Here is a 15,923-nt window from a genome sequence, read left to right as displayed (position 1 = left end):
GTAGGCTGTTCGTGACTGCGCCATACTGGCGGCGTGGCTCCTCACTACCAACACCTGCTCGAGGCGACCGGGAGTCTGGGGACACCGCTTGCGGTGGTCGACGCTGACGCCCTGTGGGCCAACGCAGACGACCTCGCCCGGCGCGCCCATGGCGTCCCGATTCGGGTGGCGAGCAAATCGGTGCGCGTGCGCTCGGTGATCGAACGCACCCTGGAGCTCGAAGCCTTCGCCGGCGTCATGTCGTACTCGCTGGCCGAGTCGAACTGGCTGGTCGACCATGGCGCCCTCGACGTGCTGCTCGCCTACCCCACCGTTGACGCCGCCGCCCTGCGCGATCTGGTCGACGACGAGCGACGCACCGCAGCGATCACGCTGATGATCGACAGCATCGAGGCACTCGACGTGATCGACTCGATGCTCGACATCTCCCGTCCCGAGATCCGGGTGTGTCTCGACGTCGACGCCTCCCTGCGCATCGGGCCAGTACACCTTGGTGTGCGCCGCTCCCCCGTGCACACCGTGGACGAAGCCACCCGGATCGCCCAGATGATCAGCGGGCGTGCCGGATTCCGTCTCGTCGGGCTGATGTTCTACGACGCCCAGATCGCCGGCCTGCCTGACAGCTCGGCTGGCGTTCGACTGGTGAAGAAGCGGTCCGCCGCCGAGCTGACCGAGCGACGGGGCCAGATCGTGAAAGCCGTGCGGCACGTCGCCCCCCTCGAGATCGTCAACGCAGGCGGCACCGGCAGCCTTGAGGTGACTGGCGCCGACCCGGCCATCACGGAGCTGACCGCCGGCTCCGGGCTGTTCGCTCCCTCCTTGTTCGACGGATACGACGCCTTCAAGGCCCGACCGGCCGCATTCTTCGCCCTGTCGGTCGTGCGGCGACCCGCGGCGGACATCGCCACCGTGTTCTCCGGCGGTTACATCGCCTCTGGCGCGACGCACAAGAACCGCCGACCGACACCTGTCTGGCCTGAGGGGCTGGCTTTGATCGACGCCGAAGGTGCCGGTGAGGTGCAGACTCCGCTCAAGGGGGCGGCAGCGCGTGACCTGGCCGTTGGCGACCGGGTGCTGATGCGCCACGCCAAGGCTGGCGAGATGTGTGAGCGCTTCGACGAGGTGGTCCTGGTGGCCGCCGACGGCAGCGTCGAGCGTCTGCCCACGTACCGCGGCGAAGGGAAGAACTTCGGATGACCGAGTGGACCAACTGGGGCCGTAGCGTCACGACCCACCCGACCCGGGTCGTCCGTCCGCGTACGAGCGCCGACGTGGCGCAGGTCGTGCAGCAGGCGGCCACCGAGGGCCTCCGCGTCAAGGCCATCGGAGCCGGCCACTCGTTCACCGCCATCGGCGCGACCGACGGGGTGCTGCTGCACCTGAACCACCTCAGCTCGATCTTGTCCCACGACGTCGTCACCGGACGAGTGCGCGTGCAGGCCGGAATCTCGCTGCATCAGCTGAATCCCCGCCTCAAGGCGCTCGGCCTGGCTCTGCCGAACCTGGGCGACGTCGACCCGCAGTCCGTGGCGGGCGCGATCAGCACCGGAACGCACGGCACGGGTGGTCGGCTGCAGGGCATCGCCGCTGCGGTCGTGGGCGTCCAGCTGGTGCTGGCCGACGGCGCGGTCGTCGAGATCGACGAGCAGCACCCGTGGTTCCACGCCGCACGAGTCTCGCTCGGCGCGTTGGGCATCATCACCGAGGTCACGCTGCAGTGCGTGCCAGCGTTCCTGCTGCACGCCCGCGAGGAGCCCATGGCACTTCCCGAGGTGCTGTCGCGCATCGATGAGATGGTCGAGGACAACGACCACTTCGAGTTCTACTGGTTCCCGCACACCGAGAAGACCTTGACCAAGCGCAACAACCGCGTGCCGGCCGGCACCGAGCGCGATCCGGTGGGTCGATTCCGCGGCTGGCTGGACGACCGATTTCTCAGCAACACTCTCTTCGAGGGCATCAACCGGGCCGTTGCTCACCACCCCGCCCTGATCCCCCGCGTCAACCAGATCAGCGGATCGGTGATCGGCGCGCGCGAGTACACCGACGACTCGTACCGCGTGTTCGTCTCCGAACGCAGCGTGCGATTCCGCGAGTCCGAGTTCGCGATGCCGCGCGAAGCGCTGCCCGACGTGCTCGCGGCGCTCCGGGCGTGGTTCGACGCCGGCCACGAGCCCATCTCGTTCCCCATCGAAGTGCGTTTCACCGCCCCCGATGACGTATGGCTGTCCACCGGACACGACCGCGCCAACTGCTACGTGGCGGTGCACCAGTACTGGCGTACCGACCACCAGGCGTACTTCGCCGCGACGCAGGACATCTTCACAGCCCACGAGGGCCGCCCGCACTGGGGCAAGCTGCACACTCTCGACGCGTCGTACTTCAGCGCTGCCTACCCACGCTTCGACGACTTCGTCGCCATTCGCGACGAGGTCGATCCCGACCGCCGCTTCACCAACGACTATCTGGACCGCGTTCTCTCCTAGAGGCGGGTGCGAGACACGGCGTAGAGGGCTATACCGGCGGCGACGCCAGCGTTGAGGCTCTCCAGCCCGGTGGACATCGGGATCGAGGCGATCTGGTCGCAGGTCTCGCCGACCAGACGCGACAATCCTTTGCCCTCGCTGCCGATGACCAGCACGATGGGCCCGTCGATCAGGTTGGAGTCCGGCAGCTCGACCTCGCCGTCGGCGGCCAGCCCGATGACCATCAGGCCCTCCTCCTGCAGCTCCTTGAGGGTGCGGGTCAGGTTGGTGACGCGGGCGACCGGGACTCGAGCCGCGGCACCTGCCGACGTCTTCCACGCCGCCGCGGTGATCTGGGCGGCCCGCCGTTCAGGAATCACCACGCCGTGCGCCCCGAAGCCAGAGGCCGAGCGGATCACGGCACCGAGGTTGCGAGGATCGGTGATGCCGTCGAGCATCACGATCAGCGCGGGTTCCTTGCGCTCGGCGGCCAGCTCCAGCAGGTCGGCTGGCTTGACGTACTCGAAGGCATTGAGCTTGACCGCGATGCCTTGGTGCGAGGCACCAAGGGTCAGCTTGTCGAGCTCGTGGCGGCCGATCTCGAGCAAGTTGACGTGCTGGTCTGCGGCGAGCTTGAAGATCTCCCGCATGCGCTCGTCACGCTCGGTGCCTTCGGCGACGTAGAGTGCCTTGACCGGCACCCGCTCGCGCAGCAGCTCGACCACCGGATTGCGCCCCGAGACCCACTCGGCCTGCGTGCCGGGTTTGCGCTTGGGCCGCGACACTTCGCGCTTGTCCGCGGCGCGGTCCATCTTGTAGGTCTTGTGATTGGGTCGCTCGCTGGCCTTGGGCGTCGGACCCTTGCCCTCCAGACCCTTGCGTCGGCGACCGCCCGACCCTGCGGTGGGGTTTCCCTTGCCGCTCTTCTTGATCGCGCCTTTTCGTTGGCTGTTGCCTGCCATGTCAGCGGGCTCCCTTCGTGCGCAGGGACCAACGAGGCCCCTGCGGTGTGTCCTCCACCTCGATGCCGGCCGCGGTGAGCTGGTCGCGCACCCGGTCGGCGGTGGCAAAGTCTTGGTCGGCGCGCGCCTGCTGGCGCTGCTCGACGAGTCCAGCGACCAAGGCGTCGATCGCTTCATGCTCCCCCGCGCTGGTCCCGGAGGTGGCCCAGGTGGGCGACAGTGGATCGAGTCCGAGCACGTCGAGCATGGAGCGGACCGAACCGAGCACACCTCGCAACGCGGGGGAATCGCCGCCGGCCGTGAGTCCGTTGCCCTCGGTGATGGTGGCCTGCAGCGCGGCCAGCGCGGCCGGGACGCCGAGATCGTCGTCCATCGCGGCGACGAAGTCGGCGCACGGGATGCCGAGCTCGCCAGGTCCCGTCAGCTCGGCGGCACGGATCACGAAGCCCTCGATGCGGGTGAACGCGGTGGCTGCCTCGACGAGTGCCTCCTCGCTGAACTCCACGATCGAGCGGTAGTGCGCCGAAGCGAGGTAGTAGCGCAGCTCGATGGGACGCACGCGCTTCACGACCTCGCTGACCATCAGGGTGTTGCCGACGGACTTGCTCATCTTCGAGCCCGACAGGTTGAGCATCGCGTTGTGCATCCAGTACGTGGCGAACTGCTGGCCGGCTGCCGACGACTGGGCCAGCTCGTTCTCGTGGTGCGGGAAGCGCAGGTCGAGGCCGCCTCCGTGGATGTCGAATGATCCGCCGAGGTACTTGGCGGCCATCGCGGAGCACTCCAGATGCCAGCCGGGCCGGCCGCGCCCCCATGGGGTGGGCCACGATGCGGACTCCGGATCACCGGGCTTGTGGCCCTTCCAGAGGGCGAAGTCGCGGGGGTCGCGCTTGCCCTCGGGCGGGGCGTCCTCGGCCGGAAGCATGTCGTCGATCTTCTGGTTCGACAGGACGCCATAGTCGGGCCACGAGCGCACGTCGAAGTAGACGTCGCCGGAGTCGTCGTCGGCAGCGTAGGCGTGGCCGCGCTCGATCAGCGTGTCCATCATCTCGATCATCTCGGGCACGTGACCCGTGGCGCGGGGTTCGTAGGTGGGTGGAATGCAGCCCAGCACCTCGTACGCGGCGTGCAGCGCGCGCTCGTTCTCGTAGGCCACCGCGAACCAGGGCCGCCCCTGCTCAGCGCCCTTGCTCAGGATCTTGTCGTCGATGTCGGTGACGTTGGCGACGATCGTGACCTCGAGGTCAGCGCGCATGAGCCAGCGCCGCAGCACGTCGAACACCACCTCCTTGCGGATGTGCCCGATGTGCGGCGGTCCTTGGACGGTGAGCCCGCAGTGGTAGATGGAGACCTTGCCCGGGACGACCGGTTCGAGGGTCTGCACCAGCCGCGTAGCGGTGTCGTAGAGCCTGAATGCCACGCTGCAAGGGTATCGGCTCCGCATGGGTGCTCCCGACATCAGCGATACTGACCGCTGAGTTCACATCTACGGCTCAGGATGTGCCCGTATTCTGTGATCTTCCCAGTCCGTTCCCCAGGAGATCACTGTGCCGACCAATTCTGCGCCCAAGCGACGCGGTCCGGTTTCGCGACGGCGCAAGCTCGCGCGTCGCACGGCGATCATCGCGGGCATCTTCACCGTGGTGCTGGGTGTCGGTGCGGCGGCAGCCGTCTGGAAGCTGCAGGGCAACATCGACACCTCGGCGCTGGGTGACTCGATCGTCAAGGACGACACCCCCGAGGGCGCCCTGAACATCTTGTTCATCGGGTCGGACTCTCGCGATCTCGGCACGAAGGAGTACGGCAACGGCACCGGGTCCCAGCGCAGCGACGCCCTGCTGCTGGTGCACTTCGCCAGCGACAACTCGCGCATCGACGCGATCCAGATCCCTCGGGACACGCTCACCGACCTCCCCTCCTGCGACGACACCGGAACCGGAACCTTCCCCGGCGGTCCCGGCATGATCAACTCCGCGCTCGAGGGCGGGCCCGCGTGCTCGGTCCGAGCCGTGGAGCAGGTCAGCAACGTGAAGATCGACCACTTCGTCCAGCTCGACTTCGAGGGCTTCGCTTCCATGGTCAATGCCCTGGGAGGAGTCAACGTGTGCCTCGACCAGGCCCTGGTCGACCGCGAGGCCAAGCTCGACCTTCCAGCCGGCGAGCAGAAGCTGGACGGCAAGGACGCCCTGGCTCTGGCCCGCACCCGCAAGGCAGTGGGGGATGGCAGCGACATCGGCCGGCTGGGCCACCAGCAAGTGGTGATGTCGTCGATCATCGCGGAGGCTCGCAGCACGAGCGTGCTGACCCGACCGGACCGGTTGTTCAAGTTCCTCAACGCCTTGACCAAGGCCATCACGGTCGACGAGGGCATCTCGTCGATCCCCGACCTGACGGGACTGGCCAAGCGCGCCCGCACCGTGCCGGACAAGGCCATCACGTTTGTCACCATGCCCAACGCCGCCGCCCCGACCGACCCCAACCGGGTGGTCAAGACCGAGGACGCTGACACCCTCTTTGCCGCAGTGGCCAAGGACCAGGAGCTGTCGGTCGTCAGCAGCGACGAGACCAAGGCCCCCAGCTCCAAGGACCGCAGGGCCCCGGTCACGGTCCTCAACGCGGCGCAGACCGACGGGCTGGCCACGGCGGCGCAGGGATCGTTGGTCGATCTTGGCTACACCGTGAGCGGCCTGCGAACTGCCGAGAGCCCCGCCGTCAACACCCGCATCCTGGTGGACGCCAGCCCCGAGGCACTGGCCACGGCCGAGTCGCTGAACAAAGATTTCGGCTTCGACGCCGAGATCGTCGAGAACGAACCCGGTGTGACCGGCGTCTGGCTGGTGCTCGGCTCCGACCGCATCGAGGCCGGCACCGATCCGGTGACGCCCAAGCCCGTGAAGGCCACCACCAGCAAGGCCACAGACTCACTCTGCGCCTGAGAATTCGTTGCCACTCTGGCCCCACAGGTCACTTTTGTCACGTATTCTGTCCCGATGCGCCTGCTTCCCCTCCTGGGCACCGCCCTGGTTTCGACGGCCACCGTCGCCGCGATGGTGACCCCGCCGGCGCAGGCCGCCAGCGGCGGCGCGACCTTCTCTCGCTGGACCTACACCGCTGACTTCACGCAAGGCTCCTTCACGCGTGCCGCCGCTGCGAAGGGGACCGTGACGATGACGTCGGGCACGTCGGCAGCGTGGACCTCACCGTGGAAGTCGGTGGGATTTTCGGCCAAGAGTTTGGTGCCGTCGTGGGGCACGACGACGCCGAGCGGCACTTCGGCCGTGATCGAGGCACGCGTGCGGAAGGGCGGCACGATCGGCTCGTGGGACACCGTTGCCACCTGGGCCGGGACCCGACGATCGTCCGGCTCCTCGCAGCGCGATGACCTCGCGCGACTGGAGACCGACACCATCGTGGCCGCCTCGACCTTCGACGCCTGGCAGGTACGCATCACCTTGCGCCGCACCTCAGCGAAGAGCGTCAGCCCCGCCTTGCGCGCCATCAACGGCGTGGCCGCCAGCTACCAGACCCGCACCCCCGCCACCAGCACGACGGGCATGACCCGAACCGTGGAGCTGGCGGTCCCCAGCTCGTCGCAGATGACCCACCGCGGTCACTATGCGCAGTGGGGGAACGGCGGGGAGGCGTGGTGCTCGCCGACCTCGACGTCGATGATCATGCGGTACTTCGGCAAAGGTCCGTCCGCCTCGACCTACGCGTGGACCAAGGAACGCCACGGCTACGTCGACCATGCTGCTCGGTACACCTACGACAGCGCCTACGAAGGCACCGGGAACTGGTCGTTCAACACCGCCTATGCGGCCGGCTACGGACTCGACGCGTTCGTCACCCGGCTGGACTCGCTGCGCGAGGCGGAGGCGTTCATCAAGGCAGGCATTCCCCTGGTGGCGTCCGTGGCGTACTCCAAGGGCCAGCTGACCGGCGCGCCGATCTCGTCGACGCCCGGCCACCTGCTGGTCATCCGCGGCTTCCGATCCGACGGAGCGGTCATCGTCAACGACCCGGCCGGCAGCTCGGACCAGGCCGTCCGACGCACCTACTCCCGCGCGCAGTTCGAGCGGGCCTGGCAGCGCGGCAGCGGTGGAATCGTCTACGTCATCCGCCCGCTGTCGATCAAGCTCCCGAGCGACACCCCGCGCTGGTGACGCTATTCAGGCCACGCCGACGCTGATGACGTGGTGCCCCGTCGCACCATCTGGCAGCACGTCGGCGATGTCAGCGGTCTGCACGACGCCCTCGCCGTCGGTGGCGCGCACCACGACGGCGTGCTGACCCGGCGTGGCCGTCCAGTCCAGCGTCCACTGCACCCACGTGTCAGCGGTCGGGACGCTCGAGATCTCCGCTGCCTCCCACGGGCCGTCGTCGATGCGCACCTCGACGCCGGTGATGCCGACGTGCTGACGCCACGCCACGCCACCGATCGTCGTGGGTCCTGGCGTCAGCTCGGCGCCCGAGCGCGGCAGGTCGACGCGAGATCCGGTCTTGATCGGGCCTCGCTCACCCCATCCACGCTGGGTCCAGTAGGCCTCGAAGTCCGAGAACCGTGTGATCTCCCAGTCGATGACCCACTTGGTGGCCGACACGTAGCCGTACAGCCCCGGCACCACTTGCCGCACGGGAAAGCCATGCGCGATCGGCAAGGGCTCGCCGTTCATCGTCACGGCCAGCAGCGCATCGCGGCCATCGATCAGCGCTGCCAGTGGGGTGCCGCACGTCCAGCCGTCGTCGGACGTCGACAGCAGCGCATCGGCACCGGACTGCACGCCGACGTCGTCCAGGATGTCCTTGATCGACGCGCCACCCCACACGGTGTTGCCGATCAGGTCGCCACCGATCGGATTGGACACGCAGCACAGGGTCACCCACGCATCGGTGAGGCCGCGGTCGATCACGTCCTGGTAGGTCAGCGTCAGCTCGGTGTCGACCATGCCGTGGATGCGCAGAGTCCACTCGGCCGGATCGATCAGCGGCGGACTCAGTGCGGTGTCGATCCGGTAGAAGTCGCGATTCGAGGTGTTCCACGGCGCTATTCCCGCGACCCCGAGATCGGCCCCGGCAGGAATCGTGACAGAGCGCGCGGGCAGGTCGATCGCAGCGCGGGCTCGCTCGACGTCGCGTCGACGACGATGGCGGGCCGCGAGCAGCTGGCTGCCCCCGCCAGCCACCGCGATGCCGATCGCGACGAAGGCAACCATCCGCAAGAATCCACGACGACCGCCCTTGTGCACATTCGAGGTCTCGCGGTTCGCGACCGCGAACAGCTGGAGGACGACGATCATGGCCGTGCCACCGGCCACGGCGGCGAACACCCCGGGCGCTGACGAATACGGGCGGACCAGCACGGCAACCGATGCACCGGCGACCAGGAGGGCCACCAGGATCATCGATCGGACGCGACGAACATCCCACCACCGGCCCGCAACCCCCCCGAGCGCCAGCACCGCGATCACGACCGACGTGACGGCGAGGGGCTTGTCGGCGGTGCCGACCACCCCGATGATCGCCTCGGCGATCGGTCCGGGGGTCAGAGCAATGACACCTTGGCCCACCGCCAGCAACGGCGACTCCCGCACATCAAGAACCGCAGCGATCGCCTCGCCGACTGCGAGTCCAGCCGCCGCCGACAGAACGCCCGCGACGACGGGACGGGAAGGGTTCACTGCTCCATGGTGCCGCGGGCATCCTCATCCCGCGCGATGTAGCGCAGACCTCGAGCGGCTCATGCGGCATGATCGGGTGCGTGACCTCGCCCCGCATCGGCATCGGAACTGACGTCCACCGCCTGGAGCCGGGACGCCCTCTGTGGGTGGCCGGGCTCGAGTGGCCCGACGAGGAGGCCGGGCTCGTTGGTCACTCCGACGGCGACTGCGTGGCTCACGCCATCGTGGACGCCGTGCTGTCGGCCGCTGGACTGGGCGACATCGGCAGCCATTTCGGGACGAGCGAAGCGCAGTGGGCAGGAGCCTCGGGCGTCGACTTCCTCGTCGAGACCGCGCGCCGGACCCACCACGCCGGGTGGGTCATCGGCAACGTGTCGGTCCAGATGATCGGCAACCGGCCCCACCTGGCCACCCGGCGCGAACAGGCGCAGCAGGTGCTCAGTCAGGCGATCGGCGCGCCAGTGTCGGTGTCAGCCACCACGACCGACGGTCTGGGACTGACAGGCCGTGGCGACGGCATTGCTGCCATCGCCACGGCTCTGGTGTTCATGGCCTCCGCGTAGGGAGGATCAGGAAGCGAGAACCTCGTCGAGGCGAATCTCGGCCTTGTCCTCGTTGGTCTTCTCAGCGAGCGCGAGCTCGGAGACCAGGATCTGGCGGGCCTTGGCCAGCATGCGCTTCTCGCCTGCGGACAGTCCCCGCTCGTGATCGCGACGCCACAGGTCGCGAACGACCTCGGACACCTTCAACACATCACCGGAGTGCAGCTTTTCCAAATTCGCCTTGTAGCGACGCGACCAGTTGGTCGGCTCCTCGACGTGCTCAGCACGCAGGACTCCGAACACCCGCTCAAGTCCGGCTTCGTCAACCACGTCGCGCACCCCGACCAGATCGAGGTTGCATGCGGGAACGCGGACCACGAGATCGTTCTGGGAGATGATGCGCAGCACGAGGTAGTCGCGCTCCTCGCCCTTGATCGTCCGCTTCTCGATGTCTTCGATGACTGCAGCGCCGTGATTGGGATAAACAACGGTTTCGCCGACCGAGAAAGTCATAGAGAGAACACCCTTTCGTAGATCATCCATTCTAACACGCGCTGACGGCTGCGATGACAGGCCATTCTGGCTGTCGAAGCCATAGCAGACGACGGCGACAGTGGTCAATGCTTCGTCAGCAGGGCGGCTCGGATACGATCAAGCGACCCGTTCTGCCCGGCCTTCGGCCACCCCTTCGACTGCGAAAGCAGGAGCTGTGCGCACTCTTCGACGACCGATCTCCCTCGCCGCTGCAGTCGCGGCTGCTGCCCTCGCGCTCAGCGGGTGCAGCGACACCAACTTCGGCGCCCAGACCAGCCAGCCCTACCAGGCCGGCATCGGAGCCAACCTGCGCGGCGACATCGACGTGCTCAACGCCCTGTTGGTCGCGAACCCCGACGGAACCGCCACGGTGTCAGCAGGTGTCGTCAACCAGACCGACACCAAGGACGCCATCACCGGGGTCACCGCCACCACCCTCGACGGCACGACGTTGACGGTCGAGGCGCCGGCCACGGAGATGGCCCTGCCGCCGGCGAAGATCGTTCCGCTCGGAGAGTCCGGCGGCGCTGGCGTGTACGTCGTGGAGGACGCACCGATCGGCAAGTACGTGCGCCTCACCGTCACGTTCTCCTCAGCAGCCACCGCGACCATCGAGGCACCCGTCGTCACCCGCGGCGAGTCCTACGAAGAGGTCGCCACCGGCTGAGGAACGTCAGGTCATCTGACCTGTCACCAGGTAGACGACGCGACGCGCCATCGAGACAGCGTGATCACCGATGCGCTCGTAGTAACGGCCCAGCAGGGCGATGTCGACGGCCGACTCCACACCGTGCTCCCACTCATCACCGAGCAAGCTGCGGAACAGATCCTTTCGAAGACGGTCCATCTCGTCGTCCTCCTCCTCCAGCCGCATGGCTGCTGCCACATCGCGACTGGCCACGATGCTCGAGGCGGAGTCGATCATGGAGTCAGCGACCTTGGCCATCGCGACAATCGTCGGGTGCAGCGATGCGGGAACCGCGACCTCCGGCATCCGGCGACGCGCGATCTTCGCGACGTGCACCGACAGCGCGCCCATGCGCTGCAGGTCGGCCAGCATCCGCAGGGTCGCGATGAGCTGGCGCAGATCGGTGGCGACGGGCTGCTGGGTCGCCAAGATCAGCAGGGCCCGCTCCTCGATGGCCTCGGCCTTCTCGACGACAGCCTTGTCGCCCTCGATGACCTTCTCGGCCACGGGCCCATCGGCTTCGAGCAACGCAATGGTCGCATCGGACACGGCTCGTCGGACGGTGCCGGTGAGCTGAACCAGCTCATCGACGATGTGGTCGAGCTCTTCGTAGTACTGATCGCGCATGACCCCAGAGTAGGGCGCAGCGGTGAACAGACGGGGATCTGCGGTGAACGCGTCGTGAACGCGTGACAAAACCCCACCCGCTGGGCTCCTGCCGTGGGTGTCCCCGGACGCCAGCGCCCTACGATGCGTAGGTGGACCCTATGAGCGGCGGACTGCTGATCGCCGGAGCCATCGGCGCCGTCGGCGGCGCGCTCATCACCTACGTGTGGCGGTTCAGCGAGCGGCGGCAACGCGAGATGCCAGCGGACACCGTTTCGATGGTGCCGCCCGGCGCGGAGTCGGTGCTGTCGGTGCTGTCGTCGTCGGCCGTGCTGGTCGATTCCGCAGACACCGTCGTCAAGGCATCCGCACCGGCCTTTGCTCTCGGCCTCATTGCCGACGACCGACTTGCCTCCGACGAGCTGATGGCGCTGGTGCGTCAGGTGCGGCGCGATGGCGAGGTGCGGGAAGCCGATCTCGTGATGCGGCCGACCCGCGGAGCGCCTCAATACATTCACGCCCGCGTCGCGCCGTTGTCCTCACGCCTGATGCTCGTGCTGGCCGACGATCGCACCCGCGAGGAGCGCATCGAGTCCATCCGGCGCGACTTCGTCGCCAATGTCAGCCACGAGCTCAAGACGCCCATCGGCGCGCTCAACCTGCTGGCCGAGGCAGTCGGCGAGGCGAAGGACGATCCTGCGGCAGTCGAGCGCTTCTCCAGCCGCATGCACCTCGAAGCCGAGCGGCTCACCAAGCTCGTCCAACAGATCATCGACCTGTCGCGCCTGCAAAGCGACCTGCCGAGCGACGCGGTGGCCGCGATCGAGGTGGGCGAGCTGGTCGCCGAGGCATGCGAGCACTCCGCCACCGAGGCGGACGACAAGCAGATCGACGTGATCCAGACCGTCCAGCCCGACCTCTTCGTCCGTGGCGACCGCGCCCAGCTGCATGCCGCCGTCAGCAATCTGGTCGAAAATGCTGTGACCTACAGCCCGCAGAGCTCGCGGGTGCTGGTCAACGCCGAGATGGTCGGCGAGGACGTCAAGATCACCGTCGCTGACAACGGCATCGGCATCCCGGGCGAGGAGATCGGGCGGATCTTCGAACGGTTCTACCGGGTCGACCCGGCCCGAGCCCGTTCCACCGGCGGCACCGGCTTGGGGCTGTCCATCGTCAAGCACGTCGTGGCCAGCAATGGCGGCGCCGTGGATGTGTGGAGCGAGCCCGGCCTCGGCTCGTCCTTCACCCTGCTGCTGCCCGCTCACCATCCCGAGATCGAGGAGACCGCATGACCAAGGTGTTGGTCGTCGAGGACGAACCCAGTTACAGCGAAGCCCTGGCATACGTCCTGCGCAAGGAAGGTTTCGACGTCGCGGTGGCCGAGACCGGCCCCGACGCCCTCACCGAGTTCGACCGCAGCGGCGCCGACATCGTGCTGCTCGATCTGATGCTTCCTGGGCTGTCCGGAACCGAGGTGTGCCGGGCTCTGCGTCAGATCTCGTCCGTGCCGATCATCATGGTGAGCGCCAAGGACGGCGAGGTCGACAAGGTGGTGGGGCTCGAGCTGGGTGCTGACGACTACGTCACCAAGCCGTACTCCCCCCGTGAGCTGGTCGCTCGCATCCGCGCCGTGCTGCGCCGCGGCGCAGCAGACGACGTCGATGAAAGTGCCTCCCTGGAGATCGGGCGGGTACGCATGGACGTGGACCGACACCTGGTGACGATCGATGGCGAGGCGATCAAGTTCCCACTCAAGGAGTTCGAGCTACTCGAATTTTTCCTGCGCAACCCGGGCCGCGTGCTCACTCGCGGGCAGCTGATCGATCGGGTCTGGGGTGCGGACTACGTGGGCGACACCAAGACGCTGGATGTCCACGTCAAGCGCTTGCGCGCCAAGATCGAACCAGATCCGGCCCAGCCGGTCACTCTCACCACGGTCCGCGGCCTCGGCTACAAGTACGACGCCTAGCGCGGACGCGTCAGCGGCCCTGCTGGGCCACGGCCGCGATGGCATCGGCCGCTGCGTCCGGATCCAGATAGGTTCCGCCCGGCACGGTCGGGCGCATGTCGGCGTCGAGCTGGTAGACCAGCGGGATGCCGGTGGGGATGTTCAGGCTGACGATCGACTCCTCGTCCATGCCGTCCAGGTGCTTGACCAGCCCGCGCAGCGAGTTGCCGTGCGCCGTGACCAGAACCGTCTTGCCGGCCACCAGGTCCGGCACGATCGCGTCGTACCAGTACGGCAGCATCCGGTCGATCACGGTGGAGAGCGCCTCGGTGCGTGGCAAGAGCTCATCGGGCAGGTCGGAGTAGCGCGGGTCGGCAGCCTGACTGAACTCCGAGGAGTCATCCAGCGGGGGCGGCGGGGTCGTGAAGGACCGGCGCCACTGCATGAACTGCTCCTCGCCAAACTCCTCGAGCGTCGCCTTCTTGTCCTTGCCCTGCAGCGCGCCGTAGTGACGTTCGTTGAGGCGCCACGACCGCTTGACCGGAATCCAGTGCCGCTCGATGCCGTTGAGCACGATCTCTGCGGTCCGGATGGCTCGACGGAGCAACGACGTGTGCGAAACATCGGGGGTGAGCCCGGCCGCCGCCAGCAGCTCGGCTCCGCGGTGGGCTTCGGTGACGCCCTGCTCGTTGAGGTCGACGTCGACCCAGCCGGTGAACAGGTTCTTGGCATTCCACTCGCTGTGGCCGTGCCGCAGCAGGATCAGGGTGCTCATGCGCCGAGCCTACCTATCGGCCAGGCTACGAGCGGATGTCGGCCAGCGCCTGCACGTAGTCGTTCTGCGACATCAACCCTGACAGGGTTCGGTCGCCGTCGATCACGATGAACGGCAGATCGCCGATCGCCAGTTCTGCCGCAACATCGAGCTGACGCTGCACCTCGGCGCCATACTCGGTGCTGGCCAGGAGCGCCTCAGCGGTCTGGAGGTCCAGGCCCACCAGCGCGGCACGGCTGGCCAGTGCGAGGTGGTCGCCGACGTCGGCACCCTCGAGGAAATGCGCGCGCCACAGCTGGTGCAACAGGTCGCGCTGCGTGGCGTCACCGGTCTCGGCCGCCCAGGTGAGCACCCGCCAAGCGTCGCTCGTCTCGGCCAGGACGCGCTCGTCGAGATTCAGGTCGATGCCGCTGATGCGTGCCGCAGCGATGGCCTGCCGGGGCTCAGGGCTGCCAGCTGCACCGGCTGCCCGGTAGGCGATCTCGACCGGTTCACCGGTCAGGATCGTGAACGCGGCCGCGGCCCGCTCGAACCGGGTGGCACCCAGGTAGGACCACACGTCGGTCACGTCGCAGAACAACACGGCCTTCACGGGTGCCTCCTTGGGCTATATTTCGGGCTTCAGATGCTTGAACGCCTCGAGGTTGCGAGTTGATTCCCCCCGCGACTCGCGCCAGGCCCACTCCTTGCGGATCGAGGAGGCGAAGCCCAGCTCGAGGATGGTGTTGAACGACTCGTCGGCGTAGGTCAGCACTGCACCAAGGATCCGGTCCACCTCATCCGGGGTGATCGCATGCAGGGGCATCCGGCCGTCGAGGTAGATGTCGCCGGCTGAGTCGACCGCGAACGCCACCCCGATCATCTTGAGATTGCGCTCCAGCAACCAGCGATAGACCCCGACGTGGTTCTCGTCGGGCTGTCGGGCCACGAAGGCGTGGATGCCCAAAGCGTGCTTGCCGACCTCGAGACGGCAGGCGGTCTGCAGCTTGCGCTCGCCCGGCAGCGTCACGTCGAACACACCGGGGCGGTGTTCGGTGTGCTCGAGCTCGTGGGCCGTGAGAGCTTCGAGGATCACGTCTCGGGCCGTGATGGATGACTCACTCATCGACGGCCCCTTGCTAGCTCGGTCACTGCGGATGCGTACACGTCAAGAGTGCGCTCGGCGGTGACGTCCCACCCGAACGACTCGGCGTGCCGGACGGCCTTGTGTCCCATGCCGTCTCGCAAGGTGCTGTCGACCAGCAGCCGGTGCAGCTCGGTGGCGTAATCAGCCGGATCGTGACCGTCGATGAGAACGCCGCTGACACCATCGGCGACCGCCGTGCTCAGGCCACCCACTCGGGCGGCCACCACTGGCGTGCCGCAGGCCTGGGCCTCGATGGCCACCAGACCGAACGACTCGTTGTACGACGGGACGCAGACCACGGAGGCAGCGGCATACCAGTCGGCGAGCGTCGCCTGATCGACCGGACTGACGAACCGCACGACGTCCTCGAGCCCCAGCGCCGCGGTCTGGTCAGTCAGTGCGGTCGGATGGTCCAGCCCGGTGCCTGACGCACCGCCCACGATCACGACGTCGAGCCGGTCGCGCATCGCGGGATCGCGCTGGAGCATCGTCGCGGCGGCGGCGATCACGACATCGGGCGCCTTCAACGGCTGGATCCGGCCCGCGAAGAGCACCACGTGCGCATCGGCGTCTATGCCGAGCGTCGCGCGGGCCTCGGC

Annotated in this window: 17 protein-coding genes; 8 read left to right on the top strand and 9 right to left on the bottom strand. The window is 67.7% G+C overall.

Annotated features, from left to right (window positions below; translation table 11 throughout):
• The first annotated feature begins 33 nt into the window (after positions 1–33).
• A complete protein-coding gene (locus WB508_RS08695) occupies positions 34–1,197 on the top strand; it encodes an amino acid deaminase/aldolase (RefSeq protein WP_423844490.1) in 1,164 nt (387 codons plus the stop codon).
• Positions 1,194–2,486 (top strand): D-arabinono-1,4-lactone oxidase, encoded by a 1,293-nt coding sequence (locus WB508_RS08690; protein WP_423844489.1) that lies wholly within the window; start codon positions 1,194–1,196, stop codon positions 2,484–2,486. Before WB508_RS08695 ends, WB508_RS08690 begins: the two co-directional genes overlap by 4 nt.
• On the opposite strand, the gene rlmB is transcribed toward WB508_RS08690, so the two are convergent.
• Positions 2,483–3,427: a 23S rRNA (guanosine(2251)-2'-O)-methyltransferase RlmB gene (gene rlmB, locus WB508_RS08685; RefSeq protein WP_423844488.1), complete on the bottom strand. Its 945-nt coding sequence runs from the start codon at positions 3,425–3,427 to the stop codon at positions 2,483–2,485. The genes WB508_RS08690 and rlmB overlap by 4 nt on opposite strands.
• A gap of 1 nt (position 3,428) precedes the next feature.
• Positions 3,429–4,847 (bottom strand): cysteine--tRNA ligase, encoded by a 1,419-nt coding sequence (gene cysS / locus WB508_RS08680; protein ID WP_423844487.1) that lies wholly within the window; start codon positions 4,845–4,847, stop codon positions 3,429–3,431.
• Positions 4,848–4,974: 127 nt separating this feature from the next.
• Between cysS and WB508_RS08675 the strand changes: the two genes are divergently transcribed.
• Both WB508_RS08675 and WB508_RS08670 read left to right on the top strand, forming a co-directional pair.
• Positions 4,975–6,363 carry an LCP family protein gene (locus tag WB508_RS08675; protein ID WP_423844486.1) on the top strand — a complete coding sequence of 463 codons (1,389 nt, stop codon included), beginning with the start codon at positions 4,975–4,977 and terminating at the stop codon, positions 6,361–6,363.
• Positions 6,364–6,417: 54 nt separating this feature from the next.
• Positions 6,418–7,590, top strand: a complete 1,173-nt coding sequence (locus WB508_RS08670; protein ID WP_423844485.1) for a C39 family peptidase — start codon at positions 6,418–6,420, stop codon at positions 7,588–7,590.
• A 6-nt stretch (positions 7,591–7,596) separates the two neighbouring features.
• Here WB508_RS08670 and WB508_RS08665 read toward each other — a convergent pair whose 3' ends face one another.
• Positions 7,597–9,105: a molybdopterin-dependent oxidoreductase gene (locus WB508_RS08665; RefSeq protein ID WP_423844484.1), complete on the bottom strand. Its 1,509-nt coding sequence runs from the start codon at positions 9,103–9,105 to the stop codon at positions 7,597–7,599.
• Positions 9,106–9,173: 68 nt separating this feature from the next.
• On the opposite strand from WB508_RS08665, the gene ispF reads away from it, so the two are divergent.
• Complete coding sequence (gene ispF, locus WB508_RS08660) at positions 9,174–9,668, top strand: 2-C-methyl-D-erythritol 2,4-cyclodiphosphate synthase (RefSeq protein ID WP_423844483.1); 495 nt, start codon at positions 9,174–9,176, stop codon at positions 9,666–9,668.
• Positions 9,669–9,674: 6 nt separating this feature from the next.
• On the opposite strand, the gene WB508_RS08655 is transcribed toward ispF, so the two are convergent.
• Positions 9,675–10,160, bottom strand: a complete 486-nt coding sequence (locus WB508_RS08655) for a CarD family transcriptional regulator (protein WP_423844482.1) — start codon at positions 10,158–10,160, stop codon at positions 9,675–9,677.
• A 196-nt stretch (positions 10,161–10,356) separates the two neighbouring features.
• Between WB508_RS08655 and WB508_RS08650 the strand changes: the two genes are divergently transcribed.
• Entirely contained in the window at positions 10,357–10,848 is a 492-nt protein-coding gene (locus tag WB508_RS08650; RefSeq protein ID WP_423844481.1) for a hypothetical protein, read from the top strand.
• 6 nt (positions 10,849–10,854) lie between these two features.
• Here the strand turns inward: WB508_RS08650 and phoU are convergent, their stop codons facing one another.
• Entirely contained in the window at positions 10,855–11,496 is a 642-nt protein-coding gene (phoU, locus tag WB508_RS08645; protein ID WP_423844480.1) for a phosphate signaling complex protein PhoU, read from the bottom strand.
• A 140-nt stretch (positions 11,497–11,636) separates the two neighbouring features.
• On the opposite strand from phoU, the gene WB508_RS08640 reads away from it, so the two are divergent.
• Both WB508_RS08640 and WB508_RS08635 read left to right on the top strand, forming a co-directional pair.
• Positions 11,637–12,767 carry a sensor histidine kinase gene (locus tag WB508_RS08640; RefSeq protein ID WP_423844506.1) on the top strand — a complete coding sequence of 377 codons (1,131 nt, stop codon included), beginning with the start codon at positions 11,637–11,639 and terminating at the stop codon, positions 12,765–12,767.
• A complete protein-coding gene (locus WB508_RS08635) occupies positions 12,764–13,444 on the top strand; it encodes a response regulator (RefSeq protein WP_423844479.1) in 681 nt (226 codons plus the stop codon). Before WB508_RS08640 ends, WB508_RS08635 begins: the two co-directional genes overlap by 4 nt.
• Before the next feature lie 10 nt (positions 13,445–13,454).
• Here WB508_RS08635 and WB508_RS08630 read toward each other — a convergent pair whose 3' ends face one another.
• From WB508_RS08630 to WB508_RS08615, 4 genes are all read right to left on the bottom strand, one after another.
• Entirely contained in the window at positions 13,455–14,198 is a 744-nt protein-coding gene (locus WB508_RS08630; RefSeq protein ID WP_423844478.1) for a phosphoglyceromutase, read from the bottom strand.
• Between the two features lie 25 nt (positions 14,199–14,223).
• Positions 14,224–14,790, bottom strand: coding sequence for a DsbA family oxidoreductase (locus WB508_RS08625; protein WP_423844477.1), 567 nt, complete (start codon positions 14,788–14,790; stop codon positions 14,224–14,226).
• 15 nt (positions 14,791–14,805) lie between these two features.
• Positions 14,806–15,303: a YbjN domain-containing protein gene (locus WB508_RS08620; RefSeq protein WP_423844476.1), complete on the bottom strand. Its 498-nt coding sequence runs from the start codon at positions 15,301–15,303 to the stop codon at positions 14,806–14,808.
• On the bottom strand, positions 15,300–15,923 hold a 624-nt coding region (locus tag WB508_RS08615; RefSeq protein ID WP_423844475.1), incomplete at its 5' end, for a glycosyltransferase. The genes WB508_RS08620 and WB508_RS08615, both read right to left, overlap by 4 nt.

The organism is Aeromicrobium sp. (assembly GCF_049586495.1).
Lineage (GTDB): Bacteria > Actinomycetota > Actinomycetes > Propionibacteriales > Nocardioidaceae > Aeromicrobium.
Note: the sequence above shows the minus strand (reverse complement) of the source record. Positions and strands in the feature narration are given on the sequence as shown.